At 69.5% G+C, this 22,522-nt stretch carries 17 protein-coding genes; 5 read left to right on the top strand and 12 right to left on the bottom strand.

What is annotated here, in order from left to right:
• Positions 1-99 precede the first annotated feature (99 nt).
• A complete protein-coding gene (locus E0H50_RS39840; protein WP_131296352.1) occupies positions 100-354 on the bottom strand; it encodes a helix-hairpin-helix domain-containing protein in 255 nt (84 codons plus the stop codon).
• 83 nt (positions 355-437) lie between these two features.
• On the opposite strand from E0H50_RS39840, the gene E0H50_RS39845 reads away from it, so the two are divergent.
• On the top strand, positions 438-917 hold the full coding sequence (locus E0H50_RS39845; protein ID WP_131296353.1) for a P-loop nucleotide/nucleoside kinase family protein: 480 nt from the start codon (positions 438-440) through the stop codon (positions 915-917).
• Here E0H50_RS39845 and E0H50_RS39850 read toward each other — a convergent pair whose 3' ends face one another.
• The 7 genes from E0H50_RS39850 to E0H50_RS39880 all read right to left on the bottom strand — a co-directional run bounded on the left by E0H50_RS39850 (position 918) and on the right by E0H50_RS39880 (position 12,232).
• Complete coding sequence (locus tag E0H50_RS39850; RefSeq protein WP_131296354.1) at positions 918-1,568, bottom strand: hypothetical protein; 651 nt, start codon at positions 1,566-1,568, stop codon at positions 918-920.
• Positions 1,569-1,810: 242 nt separating this feature from the next.
• Positions 1,811-3,619, bottom strand: coding sequence for a glycoside hydrolase family 76 protein (locus E0H50_RS44120; RefSeq protein WP_131296355.1), 1,809 nt, complete (start codon positions 3,617-3,619; stop codon positions 1,811-1,813).
• 1 nt (position 3,620) lies between these two features.
• On the bottom strand, positions 3,621-6,323 hold the full coding sequence (locus E0H50_RS39860) for an AbfB domain-containing protein (RefSeq protein WP_131296356.1): 2,703 nt from the start codon (positions 6,321-6,323) through the stop codon (positions 3,621-3,623).
• A gap of 354 nt (positions 6,324-6,677) precedes the next feature.
• Entirely contained in the window at positions 6,678-9,791 is a 3,114-nt protein-coding gene (locus E0H50_RS39865; RefSeq protein ID WP_131296357.1) for a coiled-coil domain-containing protein, read from the bottom strand.
• Positions 9,788-10,450: a hypothetical protein gene (locus tag E0H50_RS39870; protein WP_131296358.1), complete on the bottom strand. Its 663-nt coding sequence runs from the start codon at positions 10,448-10,450 to the stop codon at positions 9,788-9,790. The genes E0H50_RS39865 and E0H50_RS39870 overlap by 4 nt, the downstream gene beginning before the upstream one ends.
• Positions 10,443-11,045 carry a hypothetical protein gene (locus tag E0H50_RS39875; protein ID WP_131296359.1) on the bottom strand — a complete coding sequence of 201 codons (603 nt, stop codon included), beginning with the start codon at positions 11,043-11,045 and terminating at the stop codon, positions 10,443-10,445. Before E0H50_RS39875 ends, E0H50_RS39870 begins: the two co-directional genes overlap by 8 nt.
• Entirely contained in the window at positions 11,042-12,232 is a 1,191-nt protein-coding gene (locus tag E0H50_RS39880; RefSeq protein WP_131296360.1) for a hypothetical protein, read from the bottom strand. The genes E0H50_RS39875 and E0H50_RS39880 overlap by 4 nt, the downstream gene beginning before the upstream one ends.
• A gap of 255 nt (positions 12,233-12,487) precedes the next feature.
• Between E0H50_RS39880 and E0H50_RS39885 the strand changes: the two genes are divergently transcribed.
• The 3 genes from E0H50_RS39885 to E0H50_RS39895 all read left to right on the top strand — a co-directional run bounded on the left by E0H50_RS39885 (position 12,488) and on the right by E0H50_RS39895 (position 14,921).
• A complete protein-coding gene (locus E0H50_RS39885) occupies positions 12,488-13,294 on the top strand; it encodes a TrmH family RNA methyltransferase (RefSeq protein ID WP_131296361.1) in 807 nt (268 codons plus the stop codon).
• 40 nt (positions 13,295-13,334) lie between these two features.
• Positions 13,335-14,321: an SGNH/GDSL hydrolase family protein gene (locus E0H50_RS39890; RefSeq protein WP_420323274.1), complete on the top strand. Its 987-nt coding sequence runs from the start codon at positions 13,335-13,337 to the stop codon at positions 14,319-14,321.
• 303 nt (positions 14,322-14,624) lie between these two features.
• Complete coding sequence (locus E0H50_RS39895) at positions 14,625-14,921, top strand: iron chaperone (RefSeq protein WP_238151669.1); 297 nt, start codon at positions 14,625-14,627, stop codon at positions 14,919-14,921.
• On the opposite strand, the gene E0H50_RS39900 is transcribed toward E0H50_RS39895, so the two are convergent.
• Genes E0H50_RS39900 through E0H50_RS39910 form a run of 3 tightly spaced genes read right to left on the bottom strand, consistent with a single transcriptional unit; the run spans position 14,912 to position 19,939 of the window.
• Positions 14,912-15,838, bottom strand: a complete 927-nt coding sequence (locus E0H50_RS39900; protein WP_131296363.1) for a hypothetical protein — start codon at positions 15,836-15,838, stop codon at positions 14,912-14,914. The two genes, E0H50_RS39895 and E0H50_RS39900, sit on opposite strands and share 10 nt — an antisense overlap.
• A gap of 35 nt (positions 15,839-15,873) precedes the next feature.
• Positions 15,874-17,139, bottom strand: coding sequence for an SWIM zinc finger family protein (locus tag E0H50_RS39905; protein ID WP_131296364.1), 1,266 nt, complete (start codon positions 17,137-17,139; stop codon positions 15,874-15,876).
• Positions 17,132-19,939 carry a DEAD/DEAH box helicase gene (locus E0H50_RS39910; protein ID WP_131296365.1) on the bottom strand — a complete coding sequence of 936 codons (2,808 nt, stop codon included), beginning with the start codon at positions 19,937-19,939 and terminating at the stop codon, positions 17,132-17,134. The genes E0H50_RS39905 and E0H50_RS39910 overlap by 8 nt, the downstream gene beginning before the upstream one ends.
• A 217-nt stretch (positions 19,940-20,156) precedes the next feature.
• On the opposite strand from E0H50_RS39910, the gene E0H50_RS39915 reads away from it, so the two are divergent.
• The gene (locus E0H50_RS39915) at positions 20,157-21,131 is read left to right on the top strand and encodes a zinc-binding dehydrogenase (RefSeq protein WP_131296366.1); all 975 of its coding nucleotides are present in this window, start codon (positions 20,157-20,159) and stop codon (positions 21,129-21,131) included.
• Here E0H50_RS39915 and E0H50_RS39920 read toward each other — a convergent pair.
• The gene (locus E0H50_RS39920) at positions 21,121-22,371 is read right to left on the bottom strand and encodes a GGDEF domain-containing protein (protein ID WP_238151670.1); all 1,251 of its coding nucleotides are present in this window, start codon (positions 22,369-22,371) and stop codon (positions 21,121-21,123) included. The genes E0H50_RS39915 and E0H50_RS39920 overlap by 11 nt on opposite strands.
• Positions 22,372-22,522 lie beyond the last annotated feature (151 nt).

Here is a 22,522-nt window from a genome sequence, read left to right on the forward strand (position 1 = left end):
CGCCGATGGTACTGCGACCGGGAGGTCGTGGGAGAGTAGGACGCCGCCGGACATTCACACTGTTAAGGGCCACCCCACTAGGGGTGGCCCTTAACATTTCTACGCATCTTTGCGTTCTGGTGTGTACGTCCACCAGGGCCGCGGCGGGTTGCCGTTCGCCTGGTCGACGGCGGACATGATCGTGTCCAGGAGACACGGATCGTGGCGTTGCTGATCCCGTTCGCAGATCGTCTCGTAGATCTCGGCAGGATCCCGGCCGGCCAGCTGGTCGATCCGCGTGATCTCCGCTCGGCCCAGGTAGTCGGCGACAGGCGGGCCGACATTCAGGAGACTCGTCAGTTCGGTCTTGGACATACATCCACCCTGCCTCGCGAGGGCCGTGTGGGTCTTGAACAAATCGGACGACCTGTACGGCGTACTGGCCCTATGCTCCCGGCATGGCTGGAATGGTGTTGATCGTCGGTCTGCCGGGTGCGGGCAAAACGTCGTTGGCTCGACGGCTCGAGGAGGACCGGAAAGCGCTGCGGTTGACACCGGATGAGTGGATGGACGCGTTGTTCAACACCAACGAGGTCGACGGACGGCGTTGGGTGCTGGAGTCCGAGATGCTGTGGGGTGTCGCGGCGAGGGCGTTGACCCTCGAGGTGGACGTGATCCTCGATTACGGCTGCTGGTCGGAGGAGGAGCGAGACCTGTTCCGGACCAGGGCGCAGGCGCTGGGTGCGAGTGCGGAGCTCGTCGTACTGGATTTGCCGTTCGAGGTGCTGTGGGAGCGTCTGGAGAAGCGCAATGCGAACCTGCCGCCGGCGACGTTCCGTGCCAGCCGGGAGGAACTCACGGAGTGGAGCAGTAGGTTCGAGGTGCCGACTGTGGACGAGCTCCAGCGTTGGGATCGGCACGTGGTGGTGAAGGAGTAGCTACTCTTCGGGGGCGATGCCGACGAGTGCGGCTGCCGCGCAGATGTGGACCGGTGTGAGGTCGATGGGGGAGACCGGCGCCTGCAGGAGGGTGCCACGCTCGTACGGCGTGAGGCTGATGTCGATGCCGGGAGCGCCGGCCACCATGCCCCGCACGTACGTGAGCCACCCCATCATCGGGATCCCGCGCCGGAAGACACCGGCTGCCGCGGCGAGCTCGGTGTCGGCGATGCTCGCCCACTGCGGTTCCCAGATCGTGACGACCGCGCGGAGGACCTGAGCGAAGCGTTCCGACTGCTGCAGTGCGTCCTCGTCGCTCCAGTGCAGCGTGAGCTGGTCCGAGACGGTCGTCATCGTGCCGCCCATGGACAGGTCGAACAGCCACGGTAGTTCGCCGGTGCTCTGCAGGTGCAGCCGCGTCGTACTCGTACCGTTCGCGAGCACCTTCGTCGTTGCCTCGACCATCTCCTGGAGCGGAGTGGAGCCGTCGGCTTCGAGGACGTGGTACCCCCAGCGCTCGTCCTGCGTCCAGTTGTGGACGTCGGGGAACGCGACCGCCACCGCGGTCAGCGTCCGGCCGACCCGGAGCGCGCGGTGCTCGACGGTCTCGTCACGATGCGGCCATTGGGCGCGGAGCAGCCACGAAGCCATTCACGCCCTCCGATCATGATCAGGCGGACACGACGGCGCGCCGGACGGTGACATGATGCCGGATGCAGGTGACGGTACGCCGTCATACGACCGCTTGACCAGAGCTCCGCCTACTCGGTGTGAGCAGCTACGGCGCCTCTCCGGAAACGTCACCGGACCAGTCTGCTGCACCCCCTGGTGCGGGGTCAGCACCGGGGTCCGATTTTGGTAACAACACATCGAAATCTGGACAAGTGTCAAGCTCAGCCCGCCGGTGCCGCTGCCACCAGTGCCCCCAGAGCGCTCGCCTGCGAACGCCAGTCCCGCGCGCCGCCGCCGGCCCAGCGCTGCCCGAGCCGGTTCAGTGAGTCGCGGTCGTTCTGCCAGATCGAGTCGGCCTGCCGCTGCGCATAGGTCCGGTACGACGCGTCGCCGGTGGCGTCCGCGAGGTCCATGAAGTACCGCATGAAGATGCCCTTGAACTGCTTCTGGTTGTCGTCGCAGGTGCCGGCCGGATCACAGCTCTCGGTGAGGATCCCGCCCGGGCTGAGCGAGGACATCGCCGCGTCACCCAGCTGCCGAGCCCTCGCGAGCAGGGAGCTGTCCCCGGTCGCCCGCCACAGTTCGAGCGCGCCGCCGATCGCCAGGCCCTGGTTGTACGTCCACACGGTCTGGCCATTGTTGGTGCATGCGCCGGTCACACCGTCGTTCACCAGGTTCGAGGAGTTGATCATCCCGCTGCCGACGAACCAGTTCCATCCTGCGGTCGCCCGCTGCAACCAGACGGTGTCGCCGGCCAGCCGGTTGTGCAGCGCAGCGGCCAGCCGGATGTAGAGCCCGTTCGTCACCGCGTTCTTGTACGTGCGCTCGCGGTCCCACCACACGCCGCCGCCACACGTGCTCGTGTCCCAGTACCCCTGCACGTAGTTCGCGATGGTGACCGCCATGTCCAGGTACTTACGGTCGCCGGTCAGGTCGTACGCCTCGATCCACGCGATACCCCACCATTCGGTGTCGTCGATCGCGCGGCTGGTGAAGTTCCCCTCCAGCGCGTCGCCGCTCTTCTCGCCGGCGGGGAACACGCCCTTGTTCTTCTCGAACACCTCGTTCACGATCCAGCGCAGATCGGTACGTCGGGTGCGCTGCTGGTAATCCATCAGCGTCGTCACCGCGACCGCGGAGTTCCACCAGCTCGACAGCCACCACGCGGTGTGCGGCTGATACGAGTACATCAACGCGTCGGCGGCTGCACCGGTGCGGTCGGAGGCAGGGCGCGCCCACGCCGTACAGCTGCCGTTCTGGCCTTCGACGGCTCGCCCGCAGGCGCGGACCGCGCCGCCGTACAGCTTGGAGATTGGGTCGGCTGCCGCGTAGAGGCGGGTTGTGGCTGCACTGGCGCCGGCGGTGACGCTGGTTCGGCCGAGTGATGAGCCGCCGGGCCAGGACGCGCCTTCGTTCCAGGAGCGATCGAGCCAGACCTCGTCGCCGCCTGTGCCGTTCTCGAGAGCCCCCCACGCCATCCCGCGATTGTCGACATGGAGCGAGATCCGCCGGTTGGACAGGGTGGTCGACTGCACCGGCTGGGTGTCGCCGGACGGACCGGAGCTACCGTCGCAGGCCGCCGCGCAAACCGCGGTGTGTACCCAGGCGGTGCAGTCGACGCCGGCCGCGTCACCACAGGCGCGGATCAGGCCGCGCCGGTGCCCGGCCGGGTCGGCGAGGTTGTACATGAGGGTGCGCGTGCCGGTCCATCCGGACGGGATCGAGGCCTTGCCGAGCAGGCCGTCCCAGGTCGCGCCGCCGTCCCAGCTGCGGTCCAGCCAGACCGCGTCGTTGGTGGACCCATTGTCGATGCTGCCCCACGCCATCGCGTCCTTGTCGGACACGTGCAGTACGACGCGACGCCCGTTGATCACCTTCTCGGGTACGGGGAACGTCTCCTCCTGTGCCTGCGAAGGATCGAGCATGTCGCACGAAACCGAACAGACCTGTGCCGCAAGCGGCTGCGAATCAAGTGGCTGGGCATCAACAGGAAGCGGCAACAGCAGGCCGAACACCAACAGAATTCGCATGTCAGCCTCCGAGGGCGGGCTGGTTGGTCCAGGTTGTGTCGGCGTCGTACGAACCGCCGCCGTCCCACGCGTTCGCGCCGCCGACGGTGGCGATGTAGACCAGCTCGCTCGCGTGCCGCACGTAGTACGTCGGATAGTTGATCGACTGCAGTGACACGTTGCCGGTCCCGCCGACGCGTGGCTGCTGGGCGCAGAACGTGGCGTCCTTGCGGAACGTGTCGGTGCCGTCGTTGGACGCCTTCTGCAGGCGGTAGTTGCTGTGCCGGAGGTACTGGCCCGGGAAGTTGACCGACTCGAGTGAGTAGCAACTGCTCTCGGCCAGGCCGGCGCGGATCACGAAGCTCGCGTCCTGGCGATCCGTCAGCGACGAGTTGGCGTCGATCACGTCGGTCCGGGCCAGCCCTTCGCGATGCCGCAGTACTCGATCGGCGTAGCCGGGCGTGGTCACGCGGAACGTGCGGCTCTGGCCGACGGCGAGGTCCGCGCCGCTTCGCCACCAGGCCGGGACGAGGTTCCAGGTCGCGTCGTCGCGGTACGAGCCGCCGGTGTCGGTGTCCAGCCAGACCTCGGAGTTGCGATGGCGCAGGTAGTACCCGGGCCGGGCGGCGGACTCCAGCGACGTACCGCCACCGCTCAGACCGGGATGCGTGCAGAAGGTGGCGTCAGCTGCGTTGGGGTTGGCCTCCTTGTAGATCCGAAGGTCGCGCTGGCGCAGGTACTGGCCGGGGAAGTTCCGCGACTCGAAGGAGTAGCAGCTGCTGTTGGACAGCCCTGGCCGGACCCAGAACGTCGCGTCCTGCTTGAGCGTTTGGTTGCTGCCCGCATCGACGACCTCGGTGTTCGCGACACCGTCGAGGTGCCGCAGGTACCGGTTCGTGTACGTCGGGGTGGTGACCCGGAAGGACACCAGCTTGCCAAGCGGAAGCGTCGTACCGTTGGCGGCGGCCAGGACCTGCTGGTTCACGGCACGTACCCGCGCGAAGTCCATCTTCTGCACCTGCCGGTCGTAGGTGTAGAAGCCGTTGATCTCGTCCTCGACGTCGGTCGGCTCCGTGTAGACCGAGCCGGACAGCCCGGATCCGGTGATCAGATCGGGCAGCTGGCTGGTGATCTGCACGTACCGCGTTGTCAGCGCGTCCGGCGTCGGCAGCATCTCGTACGCGAAGCTGTTGCCGCTCGGCCACTCGTGACCGGGGACGTGCAGTCCGAGGCCGCCGTACTCACCGAGCTGCAGGACGCGCGTCGTCGACGGCGCCCGCGCGACGCCGGGACCGACGTACAGGTGGTCGTCGATGACGTCGCCGTTGCCGGGATCCGGATCCGAGTCGCAGCAGTTCGAACCGGAGTTGTGGTTGACCAGCCGGCTCGGGTCGAGGCTCTTCACCAGGTCGGCGATCCGGCCGGCCTGGAACTCGCCCCAGCCCTCGTTGAACGGGATCCATTGCGTGATCGACGTGATCTGCTGGTGGTTGTCGACCATCCGGCGCAGCTCGGACTCGTACCGCGCCTCGCCGGTCGCGGAAGCGTTGCGTCCGGCAACCAGCGACGGCATGTCCTGCCACACCATCAGGCCGAGCTTGTCCGCCCAGTAGAACCAGCGCGCCGACTCGACCTTGATGTGCTTGCGGACCATGTTGAAGCCGAGCGCCTTCTGCTGCTCCAGGTCGAACCGCAACGCGTCGTCCGTCGGCGCGGTGTAGAGGCCGTCCGGCCAGTAACCCTGGTCGAGGGTGCCGAGCGCGTAGACGAACTTGCCGTTCAGCGTCGGCCGGAGGAAGCCGCCGAGCATCGCCTTGCCGACGGACCGCATCCCGAAGTATCCGCCGACCGAGTCGTTGCCCATCGTCACGCGGAGGTCGTAGAGGAACGGGTCGTCGGGCGACCACAAATGCGCATTCGGTACGGCGACGCGGAACGACGTACCGCTGACGCCGCTCGCGACGACCTGACCGCCGGACACCACCTGCGCGTGGACAGCTTGTCCGGGCGAAGATCCCTGCACGGTGAGGTCCAGTCCGCCGGCCGCGACGTTCGGGATCGTGTCGAGCCGGGTGATCCAGGTGGGCTGCGTCGGCTCGAGCCAGACGGTCTGCCAGATGCCGGACGACGGTGTGTACCAGATGCCGCCGCGGTTGACGCGCTGCTTGCCGAGCGGGATGTCCTCGGTGTCGACAGGCGCCCAGACGCCGACGACGATGTCGTTGCTACCGGCCCGCAACGCCGACGTGATGTCGTACGAGAACGCGTCGTACCCGCCCTCGTGCGTGCCGAGCAGCGTGCCGTTCACCCAGACCTTCGACTGCCACATCACCGCGCCGAAGTTGAGTTGCACGTGGCGTCCCGACCAGCCGGCCGGGACGGTGAACGTGCGCTTGTAGTACATCCGGTTCTCGTGGCGCTGGATGCCGGAGAGCGCGGACTCGATCGGGTACGGGACCAGGACCTCCTCGGGCAGCGTCCCGGTCGGCGGGTTGTTCAGATCGCTCGTCGGCGCGAACTGCCAGACGCCGTTGAGGCTCTGCCACTCGGTCCGCGTCAGCTGCGGCCGCGGGTATTCGGGGAGTGGGTTCGTCACCGACACCTGATTGGTCCACGGGGTGGCCAACGGCGGCGGCTTCGGGGTGAACGCGCTGGCGGTGAGCGGCGTCAGGAGTACGGCGATGACGCCGAGCACCAACGTCAGAAGGCGGAGTCGCGACAGCATGATGGATCTCCCTGGGGCGGTAGGAAGAGAGCGCTCTCACCTGGTGAGTATGCGGGCCCGCGCGACCAGGTCAAGACCTCGCGTGATTGTTTCTGTGGGAAATTGTCGGACTACGTGAAGATCTGACGCGTGCAGTCCGAACTCTGCGTCGGGCGCCTGCCACTCATTTGGTGGGTTGGCGTCCGAGATACAGGGTTGGCGACCGAGATCCCGGGCGCCAACCCAGACTTTCGGACGCCCACCCACCAAATGCCGACCGCCGCCGGCCGGGTCAAGGTGGTGCAGCGGCGCCCAGGGGGCGTCCGCTTCAGGGGGTGGGCTGCCCGGCGGGGGGATCCGGGCACGGACCCAGCTTTAAGCGAGCGTCGGCGAGGCAAGTTCCAGGGTCGGGGTTGAACCGCGGTACGACGTCATCCACTCGCGGAGCAGTTCGACCCGGGCCGCGTTGTCCTCGTTGCCCTTCACCACGGGCGCCTGGTTGTACGGCATGGTGTCCGAGCTGCGCCGGAGCTTCACGTACAGCCGGGACGAGGCGAGCGCGTACCGCTCCATGTCGTCCTGGAGCGCACCGATCACGGTGATGTTCCGGTCGCGGCCGATCTGCTCGAACAGCGCCACCGCCTCGCGACGGTGCTGCGAGCCGAGGTTGCGGCCGAGCTCGTCGAGGATCAGCAGCAGCGGTCGGTCGGAGCCGCCGGCGAGTGCGGCCGCGCACACCAGCTTCACCGCCTTCTCGTCCATCTGGGCGGTGTTGCCCTTGACGTTGAACGCCGAGAACGGACCTCCCTCGGACCGGCGCCACTTCGGCGTGACCGTCCAGCGCCACGGCTTGTCGGGCTCGGCGGGCGGATCGGGCTCGGGGAACTCGAGCTTCGCGCCGTACCCGCCGTACTGCTGGTCGAGGCGGTCGAACTCCTGTGACACCAGACGGAGCCGGGCCTTGATGCCGTCGGCGAGCGACGCGCGGTGCGCGCGGGCCGTGCTCTCGGCTTCGCCGAGTCCTTCGCGGGCGCGCTCGAGCGCGGCGTTCCGCTCGGCACGCTGGCTGGCGATCTGCTGTTGCTGCAGGCTGTCGAACGTCTCGTGCTGGGCGAGGTGGCTGCTCAGCGTGCGCTGCAGCGCCGGCACGAGGCCGACGCGGTCGCCGAGCGTGCCGTTCGTCCAGCCGTCCGGGCCGTTCAGGATCTCCCACAACTCGGTCGGGATCTCTTCACGCGACCGCGCGTTCGGGAAACAGCGGCGGATCACGTCGTCGAGCTGCGTACAGGCCTGGTGGTTCCAGTCGGCCGTCGTACGGCGTTGCGCGTCGTCGGCCAGTCCGAGAATGAACTCCTCGGCCTCGGCGGGTGTCCCGCCCCAGGCCGTCGTCCGGGTGGTGAGGTCGAGCGTGGTCTGCTCCTCGCGCAGCGCGAGACGGCGGCCGGTCAGCTCGTCGAGAATCCGGTCGTGGTCGCGACGGGTCGCTTCGAGGTTCTTCAGGCGCTCGTCGCGGACCAGTTGCTGGCCGGCGGCGGTCTCGGCGGACTCCTTCGCCGCCTGCAGCTGCGGCGCGAGCGTGTCGCGGTCGGTCTCGTGCCGGTCGACGGTCTCGCGGAGCGCGAGGATCTGCTCCTGCACCGAGTCCGCATCGGCGAGCGCGCGAGCGGCCGCCGTACGACGCTCTGCCTGCTCGACCCGCGACCGCGCCTGCTCCAGCGCCGCCGACGCCTTCGACCGTGCTTCGACGGCGGCCTCGACGCGGCGCCTGGCTGCCTCGATCCGCGCGGTCCGGCCGGTGATCGGCTCGTCGAACTGCCCGACCGCCACCACACCGGCGACGTCGTCGACGTTGTCCTTGGTCGCGCGCTCGCCGATCGCGGCGAAGAACGCGTCCAGCACGAACCGCTTGTCCGCGGACTTCGGACCCCGCTTCGCGGAACTCTTGCTGCCCGGGCGATTCGCCAGCACCAGCAGAAATCCGGCGTACCCGGCGTCGGCCAGCGCGGTCGCCGCAACCGTCGCGTCGCCCGCATCGATCACCACGGCCTCGCGGTACGGCGCGAACCGGGGCTCCCACTCCGCCCGATCGGACTCCGGCAGCTCGGTGATGTCCGTCAATGCACCGCACTCGATGCCCGCGTTCTCCAGGACCTGCTGCTGCGCCGCGGAGACGGTCTGACCGCTCTCCGCTTCCTTCAGGTCCGCCGTCGTGTGCTCGACGGCGACCCGTGCGGCGTGGTCGCGGCCGATGTGTTCCTCGAGGACCTCGCGGGCTTCGGCCTGCTCTTCGGCCGCGACGGCCAGGTCGCGGCCGTCCGCCGAACGGCCTGCCTCCAGCAGCCGCCGGTGCTCCTGCCCGAGACGCTCCAGTTGCTCTCGCACCGACCGTTGCGCCAGGTCGAGCTCCCGGTCGCGGGCGTCGAGCTTGTCCCGCTCCTGGCGGGTCAGCTGGACGTCCCGGAGCATGCCCTCCTCGTTGCCAAAGGCATCGATTTCGGCCTCGATCGCTTCCTTCCGGGCCTCCTGCTCGGCGACGCGCTCGTCGAGAACCGTCAACTCCTGCAGGATTTCGTCGTTCCGCGCGGAGCCGTCGATCAGGTGCCGCGCCGAGCGCGCCCGCCAGGACTCCTTGGCCGCGGCGAGCGCTTCCCGCGCCGCCGCACGCTGCAGGATGCCCGCCTCGACGGTCGCCATCTCCTGCTCCCAGCGCTGCAGGTCCGCGGTCGCCTGCTTGGTCGCCTCGCGCTGGGTGTGCTCGGCCGAACGGTGCGCCTGCTCCTGCTCGAGCTCGTGGTCGAGACCGGTGAGGGTCGCGATCGCGTTGAAGATCCGGGCCGGGACGAGCTCGTTGAGCGGCTCGGCGAGCAGGTTCGCGGTCGGGCTGGAACGCACCGACGTCGACAGGAACGAGACGCACCGGACCTGCCCGCCGTACAGCACCTGGGAGAGCTTGTTGGCGTGGAAGTCGGTGCGGCCGTTCGAGTGCGGGAGGGTGGCCCACAACGCGTCGGCGCCGGCGGCCCGCTCGGCCTCGGTCGCGCCGTACGGGATGTGCAGACCCTGTTTCCAGCGCAGGTCGATGTACGACGCCTTGCGGTTGATGCGGATCCAGACCGTGATCGCGGCAGCCTCGATCTCGTCGACGTCGGTGAGGTCCGGGTCGGAGAAGACGCCGACGATGTAGCCGCGGTCGACGTTCGACCAGTTGCCTTCCTGGCCGGCCGCCTCGGCCGTGAACAGCAGCTCGGCCGCGCCGGGCGCGCCGCTGGTCAGGCGCCACTGGTCGTCGGCGTGCAGGAGGCTGAGCGCGGCGATCCAGGACGACTTGCCGGCGCCGTTCGAGTCGGTGGGGCCCTGGCCGGCGACCGTGATCAGGCCGCGGCCGATCATCGGGATCGGGTGCGTCGACAGGCGGGACAGGTCGACGACCTGCACACCGAGCAGCACCTTGGACCCGAGGATGTCGAACGGTCCGTCCTCAATGCTCATGCGTCTCCTCCCGTGGTAGTGCTGACTGGGACGCCGTTGCGGGCGCGGATGGCTTCGGCGATCGGACTGGCCGGCGCCGCCGCGAGGATCAGCTGGTCCTGCAGGCGGCGACGTGCGGCCGGCGTCAGTCGCTGCAACTGCGGACCCGGGATGTACGACGGCCCGCCCGAATGATCGCCGGACAGCTGGATCAACCCCGCGGCCCGCAACCGCTGCAGAGCGAGGCGCCGCTCCTCGCCGCTGATCCTGGTCGTCCGCAGCTCGTCGACCGTGGTGGGGCGAGCGGACTTCCAGCTGTCACCGGTCAGGATTCCTTCGCTGCGGGGGATCGCGACGGAATGGATCAGCACGAGCACCAGCACCGCGCGGTCGACGACGGACAACGGCTGCCAGCCTTGAGCCACGAGGCTGGCGGCGATGTCGTCGTCGTACCCCGCGGTCCAATGGGTGCCGTCGACGTGGACCAGGGTCCGGCCGATGAGCTTGAGCATGCGCTGCACCTGGCGGCGCAGCGTGACGTCACGGAGGCCGGCGAGCTGCACCTCGGCGACCGGGTGCGCGGCGTACTGCACCGCGCTGAACGCGGCCAGCACCTCGTCCCGGGAGCGGTCGCTGAGGTCCTGGAGCAACGGATCGAACAACGCATGCTGCTCACTCATCCGATTCCTCCAGCTCCTGCTCGTCCACGGGCGACACCTGCGGGGACAACACGGCGGCGGGCGGCTCCGGGAGGTGGCGGCAGAGGTCTCGGAGGGTGGTGAGGTCGGCTGCGGTCCAGGTGATGACGCGCGGGCCGAGGCGGACCTCGGCGGCCTTGTCGTCCCACAGGAGCCAGTGCGTCGCGTGCAGGCGGCGCAGACTGCCGATGATCAGGGTGAGATCGCTCGACTGCTCGGGGCGGCCGCGCATCCCGGCGTACACGGATCTGACCTGCGCGAGCGTGCCGGTCGAACCGGGCCAGGCCGGTGCGCTGCGGTCGGTCCAGCAGCAGGCGACGCAGATCGCGAGAATGCGGGCCGTCTCGTTCGGCTGCTCGACGGCGACCGGCGGCGCGTCGAGCTCGTCGAGCACGCCGTGACCTGCGCCGGACGGGAGGGTGGGCACCAGCCAGACCGACGACCCGTCCGGCGCCGCGGCACGGGTGAGACCGGCGACGGCGGGCGTGTCCGGGTCGACCTCGAGCGGCCCGGCGGACTGCACCTTCGCCCACCACATCGCGTTGTACAGCCGCCGCTCGACAGCTTCGGTGCTCATCGGACCACCCGGCGGAACACGCCTTCGGTCGCCCACGGCGTACCGGCGGTGGGGTCGATCCGCATGCCGTCGGACCACACCAGCTCGTAGTCGAGCTCGTCGTGCAGGTGCGCCGCCGTCAGCTCGGCGAGCACGCGGCGCGCGGTGATCCAGTCGCCTGCCTCGTCGATGACCTCGACGATGTCGACGCTCGGGCGCCCGGCGAGCACCCGCTCCGCCTCGGCGCGGAGGTCCTCACGGTCCGTCGCGGCGGCGGACTCCGGAGCGTCCGCATCCGCCGTCGGACGCGGTGGCGCCATCCGCGCCGTCCCGCTGCGACGTCCCGTTTCGACTGCCTCGACCATCGTCTGCGCGGAGAAGTCCGGCGCGGCGGCGTCGAACAGCAGCCCGTCGAGTACGGCGGCCAGCGTGCCGGGATCGCTGCCCCGGGAGAAGGTCAACCAGGTCTCGATGGGCAGCAGGCCGAGCGCCCGTGTCGTGCCGGCGCGCTCGACCAGGCGCCCGGCGGCGAGCTGGACAGCATCGGCGTACGCCGCCAGCGCCATCCGGAGCGAGGTGCAGTCGCGGTGCAGCTCGGGCCAGCGGTCCAGGACCAGCCGGTGCACCTTCTCGGCCTGCTCGATCAGGCGCTCGTTGCCCCAGGCGAGCTGGGCGTTCTCCCGGAGCTGGGCGGTGGTGCTGGTCGAGACCAGGATGGCGAGCTCGTTGCCGAGCAGGCGGAAGACCTTGGTCAGGCGGCCGATCGAGGCGCTGCCGTCGTCGGCCGTCGCCTGCGGGTCGCTGACGCTGTGCGCCTCGAGGGTGAGCAGCTGGTGCAGCTCGCCCTGACCGCCCTGGACGGACATCCGCCGCAGGAACATCAGCATCACGTACGGCGCGAAGGCCGCGCGGTGCCGCAACTCGTTCGGACGGTCGACGAGTTTGGTGATCGCGCCGTACTGCCGGAGGACCTCGAAGCGGCGGACGATCACGTCGTGCGGATACGCCCGGCAGGCGAGGGTGGCCTGCTCGACGGTCAGCCCGTCGCTGCCCGCCTCGGCGAACGCGTCCAGGATCGCCTGGTCGGCGTCGAGCAGATCCGGGTCGACGATCATCGCGCCGGCCTCGCGGGCGAGCACGGCGAACACCTGACGGTAGACCCGCAGCACCGCCGCGTCGGCCTCGGCGTCGAGCAGTGTCGCGTCCATCCGCACTCCCTCCCGTGAGAAAAGGACTCTAACCACCCGCACCGACAGACCAAAACCGGCCCGCCACCGGCCTGTGGAAAACCGGATGACGGCGGAACTGCGGCTGCCTACCATCCGAGGTGTGATGAGAATCCTTGGCTGACGCGGTCGGGAAGGCCGCGTCAGTACCACGGCACCCTCTTGGTGTCGCCCCGCCGGAGTGGACCCCCTGGGTCCCCGGCGCGCTTGCTGATTCTCTCCGTACGGAGCCTGCACATGACTGTGCACCCTTTTGTCCGCTCTATCGGCGCGCAACACCCTCGTGTCCGTGACCTGCTCGCGCTCCGCAAGGACGGTTCGCCCGGCCGGATCATGGTCGAAGGCACCTGGGAACACGACCGCCTGCTGACCACGACCGCCACCATCGAGGCCTTCTTCTGGTGCCCTGAAGCCGGCCCCGAGGCCGGTCCGGCGGTCGTCGATCGGATCGCCGACCGCGCCACCGAGGTGTACCGGATCTCGGAGAAGCTTCTCGCCCGGCTGTCCCGCAAGACCCGCTCGGACGGCCTGATCTCGATCGCGAGGGTCCCGGAGTGGCGGCCGCAGACGTTCCGCTTCACCAGCCGGTCCCTGGTCCTGGTGGCCGACGGCGTCGAGTACGCCGGGAACCTCGGCACCCTGATCCGCACGGCGGACGCCGCCAACGCCGACTGCCTGGTCCTGACCAGCCGCCGCGCCCGCCCGACCCACCCCGCCGTGTACTCCGCGAGCCGCGGCACCGTCCTCTCGACCCCGATCGTGGAGTTCGACGACATCCCGTCCGCGGCCGCGTGGCTGCGGAGCCACCGGTTCCGCGTGCACCTCGCCGATCCGGCCGCCACGGGCACCTACCGAGTCCCGCAGTACGACGGTCCGACCGCGTTCGTGGTCGGCTCGGAGGGGTCGGGGCTGTCGCGGGCGTGGCACGACGAGGGGTTCGACGCGGTGTCGATCCCGATGCTCGGCCAGGCGGACTCCCTGAACGTCGCGCTGTCGGCCGGAATCCTGCTGTTCGAGGCGCGGGCCCGGAAGGAAGGCTGGTGATGCGTTCGGCAGAATGGCATCGCCGCCGAAGACAAGGAGAATGCCCGTGCCGTTCGAGCCAGGCGAGGTCGTCGCCCCGTCCGATCCGCGCATCGTCCTGGAAGGACAGTGGGGACAGCAGCCCGGCGTGGCGATCACCGTCAACTCCGGGTCGCGGATCTCGTTCTCGTACGCCGGGGAGCGGGTGCAACTGCTGTTCGACACCGACGGGCTGACCGTGGCGCCGCACCTGTGGGTCACGGTCGACGACGGCGAGCCCTCGTTGCACGTGCTCGAAGGACCAGTCATCGAGCTGTCTGCGCCCGATGGCCGGCACCAGGTGTCGGTGGTGGTGAAGGACGTCAACGAGCACGTCAACCGGTGGAACCCGCCGTTCGAGTGCGCGGTCGTGTTCGCCGGTCTGGTGCTCGACGTACGGTCGGCGTTGCGGCTCAGCGGCCGGCCGAGCGGTCCCCGGGTGGAGTTCTACGGCGACTCGATCACGCAGGGCGTGCGGTCGCTGAGCGAGCACCCGGAGTCGGAGGGCGCGGACGGTACGACGTCGTACGCGTATCTGACCGCGCGCGCGTTCGGCGCCACGTCGTACCAGGTCGGGTTCGGGAGCCAGGGGATCAGCAAGCCGGGGAACGGCGAGGTGCCGGCCGGGGCCGACTCGTTCGGGTGGAACTTCGCCGGCTCGCCGGCCGAGCGGGTCGAGCCGTCGGACGTGGTGGTGATCAACCTCGGCGTGAACGATCCGACGCTGGAGGTCGAGGAGTACGCCGGTTACGTACGCCGGGTGCGGGCGGCGTACCCGGCCGCGACGATCGTGTCGCTGACCCCGTTCAACGGCAAGCACGCGGACACGATCGAGGCCGCGGTGAAGTCCCTCGACGACCCGAACCTGGTCTATGTCGACTCCACCGGCTGGATCACCGAAGCCGACTGCACCGACCAGGTCCACCCCACAGTCGAAGGCCACGCCAAGATCGCCACCCACCTGATCAAGGCACTAGAAACCCAAACCTCACTCCACCGCCCCGCCTGACCTCAGCACACCCTCCCGAACACGGCCGTCCGGGATCGCTCCGAGTCGTGGCGTTTGGTTGGGCGCCGGAACGTCGAGTCGTGGATCGAGGCTGCGCTTGGACCGCCGATATCCACGACTCGAGGACCGCGGATGCGTGATGGGGGCGCTGCGGTCGGCGGTGGAGGCTGATTGGGGTGTGCGGGCCGGGACGATCGAGTGGAGTTGCCGGGCGACGGCCGAGCACATCGGGCAGGCGCAACTGCATTGGGCGTCTCAGCTCGCGGTCGGTGCGCGGACGCAGTACGTGCGCTGGTCCGCGGAGTGCTCGACCAGGTACGCCGTACGATCCACGCCGCCGTACCCGACGCAGCCGAAAAGATCAGCTACCAGATGCCGACCATCACCCTCGACGGCACACCCCTGCTCCACTTCAGCGCCTGGAAGACCCACATCGCCATCTACCCCATCCCACCCACCGACCAGCCCCTCACCGCAGCCCTCACCCCCTACCGCTCCGGCAAAGGCACCCTCAAATTCCCCCTCGACAAACCCATCCGTTACGACCTCATCACCCGTGTCGCCCGGGCGTTTGTTGCCGCCCGCAACAGTCAGGAGTAGGCCGGCTCGATCGCCCGTGCCAGCATCACGATCGGAATTGGACGCATCTGTTCGATCGGCGCGGAGGCGATCGCCACGTACACGCCCTTGCCGGTCTTGAAGACCAGGAAGCCTTGGGTCTGCTGCCAGCCTTCTGTGCCGACCGTCACGCGATGCGACTCGTTCGACTTGGCGTTCTCTTGGAGAATGTTGAAGCTGAACGCGTTGCCGGAACCTGCCCGGCCCGCGGTGACCCAGACCGCACGGGCCGCCGAACCCCACTGGCACCAGAGTTGCTGGTCGACGAGGGCATCGCGCCGGACGACGGCCTTCGCGCCGAGAACGTGTTCGGCCGCCGCGGTACCGCGGTCGCATTCAGGCCGGACTGTCGTCAGGGGCGCGGCGGGCAGGCCGCCCGGAAGTTCGGCGATCCTCCGGGCGATCGATCGGAGTTCGTCCATAGTTCCGGCGCCGTCGTTGTCGACCCGGAGCCGGACCTGACGACCCTCGGTGCGGAACACGAGCCAGGGAGCGGCCGCCGCCGGGTTGAGCGCCCACGAACCGTTGCCCAGGCCGCCGTCGGTGACCTTCGCGGCGTACCCCAGGCGCGCCGCCGACAGTTCGTCGGCCTTGCGGTACGCGACCGCCTGCTCGTCGGTCACGGGAAGGATGGAGACCTTGACCCAGATCCGGTGAGTCTGCTGGTCGGCGTCCACGAGAGCGCAGGTGTCCGACAGCGGGGCGCCGAGCTTGGGTCCGCCGCTGTCGCCGCCGTCGGCGCTGTCGGCGCTGTCGGTGGTCCAGTTGCCGGCGAGTTGCGGACGTACTCGCTCGCAGACATCGCCGCTCGGAATCGGAGCGGTCTTGTTCGTCGTGTCGGGGTTGCAGCCGAGCAAAGTCAGTAGGAGAAGCGTGGCGATGACGGCTCGGCGGTGCATGGTGATTGATCCCTCCCCAGGTAAGTGGTTGGAGCTTAGAGGAGGGCTCGGGGGTCTGGGGTGGGTGGGCGGGTGAGGGTCCAGTCGTTGAAGCTTTTGTCGAAGCGGTACCAGAGGTTGTCTTTGCCGAGGCGGAGTTGGAGTTTGCCCTTGGTGACCCGGTTGGCTTCGGTGGTGGCTTGGGGGAGGGCTTCTAGGGCTTCGGTCAGGGCTTCGGGGTCTACTTCGTGGGGGTCGTCGATGGTGACGGCCAGGCCGCCGGGGCCGGCTTGGCGCCAGGCGGTGGCCCAGGTGGTGAGTCGGCGGGCGGAGGTGCCGGCTCGGTGCGCTAGGTCGGCTAGTTCCGGCGTACCGAGGAGGTGTGCGGCTCGGCGGGCTAGGTCCTGCTCGTAGGTGAGTGCCTGGGTGGGGTCGCCGGAGGCCAGTTCCCAGGCTCGGCGGGCGGCGTCGGTGGCCAGGGCGATGAGGTCGCGTACGTCGACGCCGGATGATCGCGGTGGGTCCAGCACCTTCACTGCCGCCGGCACACCGGGCGCCCCCAGCGGCCGAGGCGGCACCGGCACAGGAACCACACCTGCACCCGCATCCGCGCCCGGTGCGGTTGGCATGTGGCGGGCGAAGGCTGCGATGGCGGGGATGCCGGCTGGTGCGGGAGCGCGGAGCGGAGCTGGTGCGGTGGTGTTGCCGGTGCGGCGCGAGCGGAGGGCTGAGAGGAGTTCGTCCTTGCGCCGGCCGCGGAGCAGGAGTAGCGCGAAGGGATCGTCGTCCAGCGCGTCCGCCACCAGGTAGCAAACAGCCGCGGAATGCTTGCACGGTACGGCGAAGTCCGGGCAGCTGCAGTTCGTCAGCACCTCGCCTGCGCCGGGTAACAGGTCCAGCCCGGCCGCCTGGACGTCCTCGACGACCTCCGGCGGCAACTCCCCGTCGAGCAGCGCCGCGACCCGCCCGATCTGCGCCGACACAACGTCGAGTACGGCGTCCCACTCGGCCGCGGTGAACGCACGGATCCGGACCGTCACCTGGTACGGCGTGACGCGGCTGCCCTGCACTACTGCCTCGACCTCGCCCGGGCTGACCGTCAGCTCCAGCACACTGCCGCGTCGCGCATACGACCGCCCGCGCGACAGCCGCCCCGGATCGAGCCGTGCCCGCTGTTCGAGCGCCTCCAACCAGGCCCGTCCCCACCACGTCGCCCCGAACGACCGCCGACTCCCCGCGCCCTTCGCCGCCGGCAGCCCCGCATCCTCCCGACTCCGCCACCACGCCGGCCCCGACGCAGCCGGCCTGTTCTCGTCAGGCATCGGATTTCCCAACGGCAGAAGGGTTGTAGGCGCTCGTCGACCCGGATCGCACCGGTCCGGTCGACAGCTCGACGAGCTCGGTCAGCTCGGCGTCCGACAGTTCGCTCAACCACGCTTCGCCCGATCCGACGACCGCGTCCGCGAGGTCGCGTTTCGCGTTGATCACCGTGGCGATCCGGTCCTCGAGCGTGTTCTCCGTGACGAGCCGGTGGACCTGCACCGGCCGGTCCTGACCGATCCGGTACGCGCGGTCCGTCGCCTGGTCCTCGACCGCTGGGTTCCACCAGCGGTCGTAATGCACGACATGCGTGGCCTGTGTCAGCGTCAACCCAACGCCGCCCGCCTTCAGCGACAGCAGGAACACCGGCGCCTCGCCCGACTGGAACTGCTCCACCATCTGCTCGCGCTTCCGCACCCCGATGCCGCCGTGCAGGAACAGTGTCTTGACCTGCCGCGCCGCCAGATGCGCCTCGATCAGCCGGCACATCTCGACGTACTGACTGAAGATCAGCACCGACTCGCCCTCGGCCAGGATCACGTCGAGCAGTTCGTCGAGCGCCGCGAGCTTGCCGGACCGCCGCTCGAGCGGACCGGGCTCGTGCAGGAACTGCGCCGGATGGTTGCACACCTGCTTCAACTGCGTGAGCAGACTCAGCACCAGCCCGCGCCGCGCGATGCCCTCGGCATCCTCGATCTTCGCGAGCGTTTCCTTCGCGACGGCCTGGTAGAGCGTGGCCTGCTCGGTGGTCAGCGGTACGACGACGTCGTGCTCGGACTTCTGCGGCAGCTCCGGCGCGATCCCCGGGTCGCTCTTCCGCCGCCGCAGCAGGAACGGCCGCGTCACGCGACCGAGCCGAGCGGTCGCCTCCTCGTCGTGGAACCGCTCCACCGGTACGGCGACGTCGTGGCGGAACCTGTCGAGCGTGCCGAGCAGCCCCGGAGCCGCCCAGTCGAGGATCGACCAGAGCTCGGAGAGCCGGTTCTCCACCGGAGTGCCGGTCAGGGCGATCCTGGTTGCCGATGGCAACGTTCGCAGGGCACGGGCGGTGCGGGACAACGGGTTCTTCGCGTGCTGCGCCTCGTCCGCGACGGCGAGGCCCCACGCGATCTCACCGAGCACCCGGTGATCCTGGCGCACCACGCCGTACGTCGTGAGCACGACCTCGTCGGGCGCGAGATCGCTGAGCGTCCGTCCCGGACCGTGGTAGCGGCGCGTCGGTACGCCGGGAGCGAACCGCTCGAACTCCCGCTCCCAGGTGCCGAGCAGCGTCGACGGACAGACGACGACGGTCGGGCCGCGCCCCTTGAGCTGCAGGTGCAGCGCGATGACCTGGATCGTCTTGCCGAGGCCCATGTCGTCGGCGAGGCAACCGCCGAGACCGAGGTTGGCGAGCTGCGCCATCCACGCGACGCCGCGGCGTTGGTAGTCGCGCAGGGTCGCCTGGAGACCAGCAGGCTCGGTGAACGGAGCCTGCTCCTCGGCCGTCCGCAGCCGGGCGAGCATCGCGGCCAGCGAACCGTCGGCGTCGAACGGCACCAGCTCGCCGTCCACCTCGATGGTCCCCGTGAGCGCGGCGCCGAGCGCTTCGGCGCCGGTGAGCTTGCGGCTGGAACCGTTGCGGAGCCGCCGGACAAGGTCGTGGTCGACCCGGATCCAGCGCCCGCGCATGCGGATCATCGGGCGCTTGGCCTCGGCGAGCGCCGCGACCTCCGCCTCGGTCAGGTCCTGGCCGTCGAGCGTGGGACGCCAGCGGAACGCGACGAGCTCGGTCAGGCTGAAATCAGGGCCGGTGACGGCGCCGGGAGTCGGTGTCGCGACGGTCGCGCGGACGGCGAGTTCGCCGGCGAACAGCTCGGTCGGCCAGAGCACCTCGATGCCGGCGCCCTCCAGCGCCGTACTGCCCTCGGCGAGCTCTTCCAACGCGTCGTCGTCGATCGGGATGTCTTCCGGTGCGGCGTCACGCAGAGCCGAGCCGAGTGGCGGCCAGACCCGGGCGCCGCGGCGGAGGGCGAGGAGGAGGTCGGTCTCGGCGCGTTCGCCGAGGGCCGTGAGTACGGCGGCCGGGGCGTTCCACATGTCCGCGACGTCGACGAGCAGGCTCGGGTCCACGCCGCTGCGCAACTGCAGAACTGCCCGGAAGTCCGGTGCGTCTTCTGGCGGCTCGATGCGCAGGACGAGGCGGGTGCCGGCTTGCTCGGCGAGGGCGGTTTCGTCGAGCCAGGCGGTCGGGCCGGGGAGCTGTGTGGGCTCGGCGGCCGCGAACGGCGCCGCGCCGGGGCGTGCCGCGACAGCTGCGGCGGGAGTGCGGACGAGGGTGTCCGCGAGCGCGTCCCAGAACGCGCGGACCAGGTGCTCCGGCTCGATCAGCCGGACCGGGCGAGTGCCGTCGAGAGGCAGTGCATGACCGTACGCCGGCATTGCGGCGCTGAGGTTCCGCAGCCAGGCGTGGTCGAGCGGGTCGAGCGGCGCCACCCGCCACGCGCCGTACCCCTCCGGGCTCTGGTCCGGCACCAGCCGCCCGCGCCCGATCAGCACCAACCCCGCGAGCCCAGCCGCCCGCCACGCGGCCCAACTAGTCGAGGCGTGCCCGCCTGGCTCGTCCGGCTCGGTCAGACGGGTGAGTACGTCGTCTATGGACAGCAAGCGCGCCGGGACCGTGGTGCGGCGGACTGTGGTGCCGCGGGGGAGGACCAGGTCGACCGTCCCGTCGGCGGTCTCGCCCGCGCCGGCCAGGTCGCCGTACAGCGCCAGGCGGCCAGCGCGCGGCGGGTCGGCAGGCACGAAGACGGCGTCGAACATGCCCCGCACAGTACGCCCCGCCGCCGACAGATCCGCCGCGCTCTGCAGCTCGACAGTACGTATAGGTCCACTAGCCGTTGATCGAGCCGGTTGGCAGGCGTGCGCGTGCTGCCAGTGGACATATACGTACTGTCGAGCTGCCGGTTGGACTTGACCTGAACCTTCGTTGAGGTTGCAGGCTCGGAGGGTCAGACCGACAAACCCGGAGAGTGTGAATATGCGTGCAGCAGTAGTGACCGCGTTCGGTGGTCCGGACGTGATCGAGACCCGTGAGGTCCCGGCCCCCGAGCCCGCCGGCGGGCAGGTGCTGGTCGAGGTCGGTGTCGCGGACGTGATCTTCGTCGAGACCGCGATCCGCCGGGGTGAGCACGGCGAGTTCTTCGACGTGCAGACGCCGTACGTGACCGGCAGCAACCTCGGCGGACGGGTCCGCGCGGTCGGCGCGGGAGTGCCGGCGGACTGGATCGGCAAGACCGTCGTGGGGCGGGGCGTGGCCTTCGGTGCTCATGCGGAGCTGGCCCTGACCACGACCGATCTGGTCGAGGTACCGCCCGAACTCGACCTGCGGACCGCGGTGGCGGTGTACGGCGACGGCTTCACGGCTCTCATGCTCGAGGAACTCGCGCCGCCGATGGCCGGGCAGGATGTACTGATCACCGCCTCCGCCGGCGGCATGGGCTTGCTGCTGATCCAGTTGGCGCACCAGGCCGGAGCCCGCGTCATCGCGGCGGCCCGCGGTGACGAGAAGCTCGAACTCAGCCGCGCCCAGGGCGCCGACGTACTGATCGACTACGGCAAGCCGGGCTGGGAGAAATCGGTGCTGGAGGCAACGAACGGCGCCGGTGCCGATGTCGTGTTCGAGGGCGCCGGTGGCGAGCTGGGCGCGGCTGCGTTCAGTGTGGTGAAGGACGGCGGCTGGATCTCCGCGCACGGAGCGCCGAGCGGCAGTTTCGCGCCGTACGACGCCGCGGAGGTCGAGCGGCGCGGGCTCACCGTGAAGGGCATCATGGATCTGCGGGCGGATTCGACGACTACGTCCGTCACAGGGGCTGACGTGATCGCTCGTGCGGCCGCTGGGGATCTCAAGCCGGTCATCGACCAGGTCTACGACCTCGACCATGTCGCCGACGCGCACCGGGCGCTGGAGAACCGCACGTTGCGCGGCAAGGCGCTGATCGAGGTCAGTCGCTGACGGTTTGTTCAGCAGCCTCGTTCGGCTGCAGGTCTTCGGAGTGGTTGGAGGAGTGGTTCGGGCGGGCGACCACGATCTGGTTCCGCCCGGACCGCTTGGCCCGCAGCAGCGCGTCGTCGGCAGCCAGGATCAGCTGGTCCATCGTGCTGGCCACGGCCGGGTAGACGGCCGCGCCGAACGAGGCCGGTACGCCGTCGAGCGTTGCCGTACCGCCGTCCGTCGTACTGACCGAGACCGTGAGCGTCACGAGCCGCTCTCTGATCCGCTCTGCGATCTCCAGCACCTCGGACTCGAACGCGCCCGGCAGGAGCACCGCCAGCTCGTCGCCACCGACCCGTGCAACCAGGTCGCCGTTCCGCACCTCCGCCCGGATCGCTTCCCCGGCAGCACGCAGCGCCTCGTCACCAGCGGGGTGACCGTAGGTGTCGTTGATCTCCTTGAACCTGTCCAGGTCCAGCATCAGCAGACCGACCGTGCTGCGCAGTGTGTCCGCGCGAGCGAGCTCTGCGGGCACCGCGCTCGCCCAGTACGACGAGGTGGCCAGGCCGGTCTTGTCGTCGATGCCTGCGGCCCGCTGGTACTGCGGGAGCAGCAGGTCCCTGTGCAGCGCCAGGACCGTCACCATGAGTACCGGAACGACCCAGGGGTACGACGACTGCACCGCAGCGATCGCTACGCCCAGACCCAGGCCGGCACACACGACGATCTGGTCTGACAGCTCACCGAGTGCCTCACGTGCTGTGGCCTCCGGAGTGGAGAGCAGAATCGCTCCGATCACCAGCGCGTAGTTCACCAGCCACCACGTCGCGGCTGCGGCCATAACCACCAGGAGCGACCAGAAACCGGTAGGTACGCGCGGAGCGTCGAGGAGACCTCCTGCACGCAGTACGGCGGCTGCTGCGGCGCTGGCCAGGACGTACGTGGCGGTGGAGAAGACCTTGCGGTGCGCAACGGTCCGGCCGTACACGCGGAACCAGGAATAGGTGTAGGCCAGTACGACGAGCGGGACGACCAGCGACAGCGGGAGCAGCAGCAGAGCCGCGAAGATCCACAGGCACTTCAGGTTGGTGTGCGGCGAGGTGTTCGCGGCCAGCTCGCGCCGGCGCTCGATTCCGCGGGCGAATTCCAGGTGCAGGGTCGAGGCAACGGCGAGGACGCCGAACGCCACCCATTCCGAATGGCGGACACCGGAATGCGGGCCGCTCAGCGTGCTCCGGACCGCGAGTGTGGTAATCGTCACCGCAATCAAATCAATCGCGAGCACATAAGTCAGCGCGGTCCTCGGCAACGACCAGAGCTTCCATTGCCGAGGTAGCACCCAGCTGCTCCGACCGATCAGAATCATCGTCTGCCTCACAAGCGGTCGATCTGAGCGGTTATGCGTTCATAGT

The sequence above is a fragment of the Kribbella sindirgiensis genome, assembly GCF_004331435.1.
Classification (GTDB): Bacteria; Actinomycetota; Actinomycetes; order Propionibacteriales; family Kribbellaceae; genus Kribbella; species Kribbella sindirgiensis.

Bases quoted from the DNA above. Each gene is read 5' to 3' on its own strand.
- E0H50_RS39885 (WP_131296361.1), top strand. From the start codon at position 12,488: ATGACTGTGCACCCTTTTGTCCGCTCTATCGGCGCGCAACACCCTCGT.
- E0H50_RS39860 (WP_131296356.1), bottom strand. From the start codon at position 6,323: ATGCTGTCGCGACTCCGCCTTCTGACGTTGGTGCTCGGCGTCATCGCC.
- E0H50_RS44120 (WP_131296355.1), bottom strand. From the start codon at position 3,619: ATGCGAATTCTGTTGGTGTTCGGCCTGCTGTTGCCGCTTCCTGTTGAT.
- E0H50_RS39850 (WP_131296354.1), bottom strand. From the start codon at position 1,568: ATGGCTTCGTGGCTGCTCCGCGCCCAATGGCCGCATCGTGACGAGACC.
- E0H50_RS39845 (WP_131296353.1), top strand. From the start codon at position 438: ATGGCTGGAATGGTGTTGATCGTCGGTCTGCCGGGTGCGGGCAAAACG.
- E0H50_RS39900 (WP_131296363.1), bottom strand. From the start codon at position 15,838: ATGCACCGCCGAGCCGTCATCGCCACGCTTCTCCTACTGACTTTGCTC.
- E0H50_RS39865 (WP_131296357.1), bottom strand. From the start codon at position 9,791: ATGAGCATTGAGGACGGACCGTTCGACATCCTCGGGTCCAAGGTGCTG.
- E0H50_RS39905 (WP_131296364.1), bottom strand. From the start codon at position 17,139: ATGCCTGACGAGAACAGGCCGGCTGCGTCGGGGCCGGCGTGGTGGCGG.
- E0H50_RS39915 (WP_131296366.1), top strand. From the start codon at position 20,157: ATGCGTGCAGCAGTAGTGACCGCGTTCGGTGGTCCGGACGTGATCGAG.
- E0H50_RS39870 (WP_131296358.1), bottom strand. From the start codon at position 10,450: ATGAGTGAGCAGCATGCGTTGTTCGATCCGTTGCTCCAGGACCTCAGC.
- E0H50_RS39875 (WP_131296359.1), bottom strand. From the start codon at position 11,045: ATGAGCACCGAAGCTGTCGAGCGGCGGCTGTACAACGCGATGTGGTGG.
- E0H50_RS39910 (WP_131296365.1), bottom strand. From the start codon at position 19,939: ATGTTCGACGCCGTCTTCGTGCCTGCCGACCCGCCGCGCGCTGGCCGC.
- E0H50_RS39890 (WP_420323274.1), top strand. From the start codon at position 13,335: ATGCCCGTGCCGTTCGAGCCAGGCGAGGTCGTCGCCCCGTCCGATCCG.
- E0H50_RS39880 (WP_131296360.1), bottom strand. From the start codon at position 12,232: ATGGACGCGACACTGCTCGACGCCGAGGCCGACGCGGCGGTGCTGCGG.
- E0H50_RS39840 (WP_131296352.1), bottom strand. From the start codon at position 354: ATGTCCAAGACCGAACTGACGAGTCTCCTGAATGTCGGCCCGCCTGTC.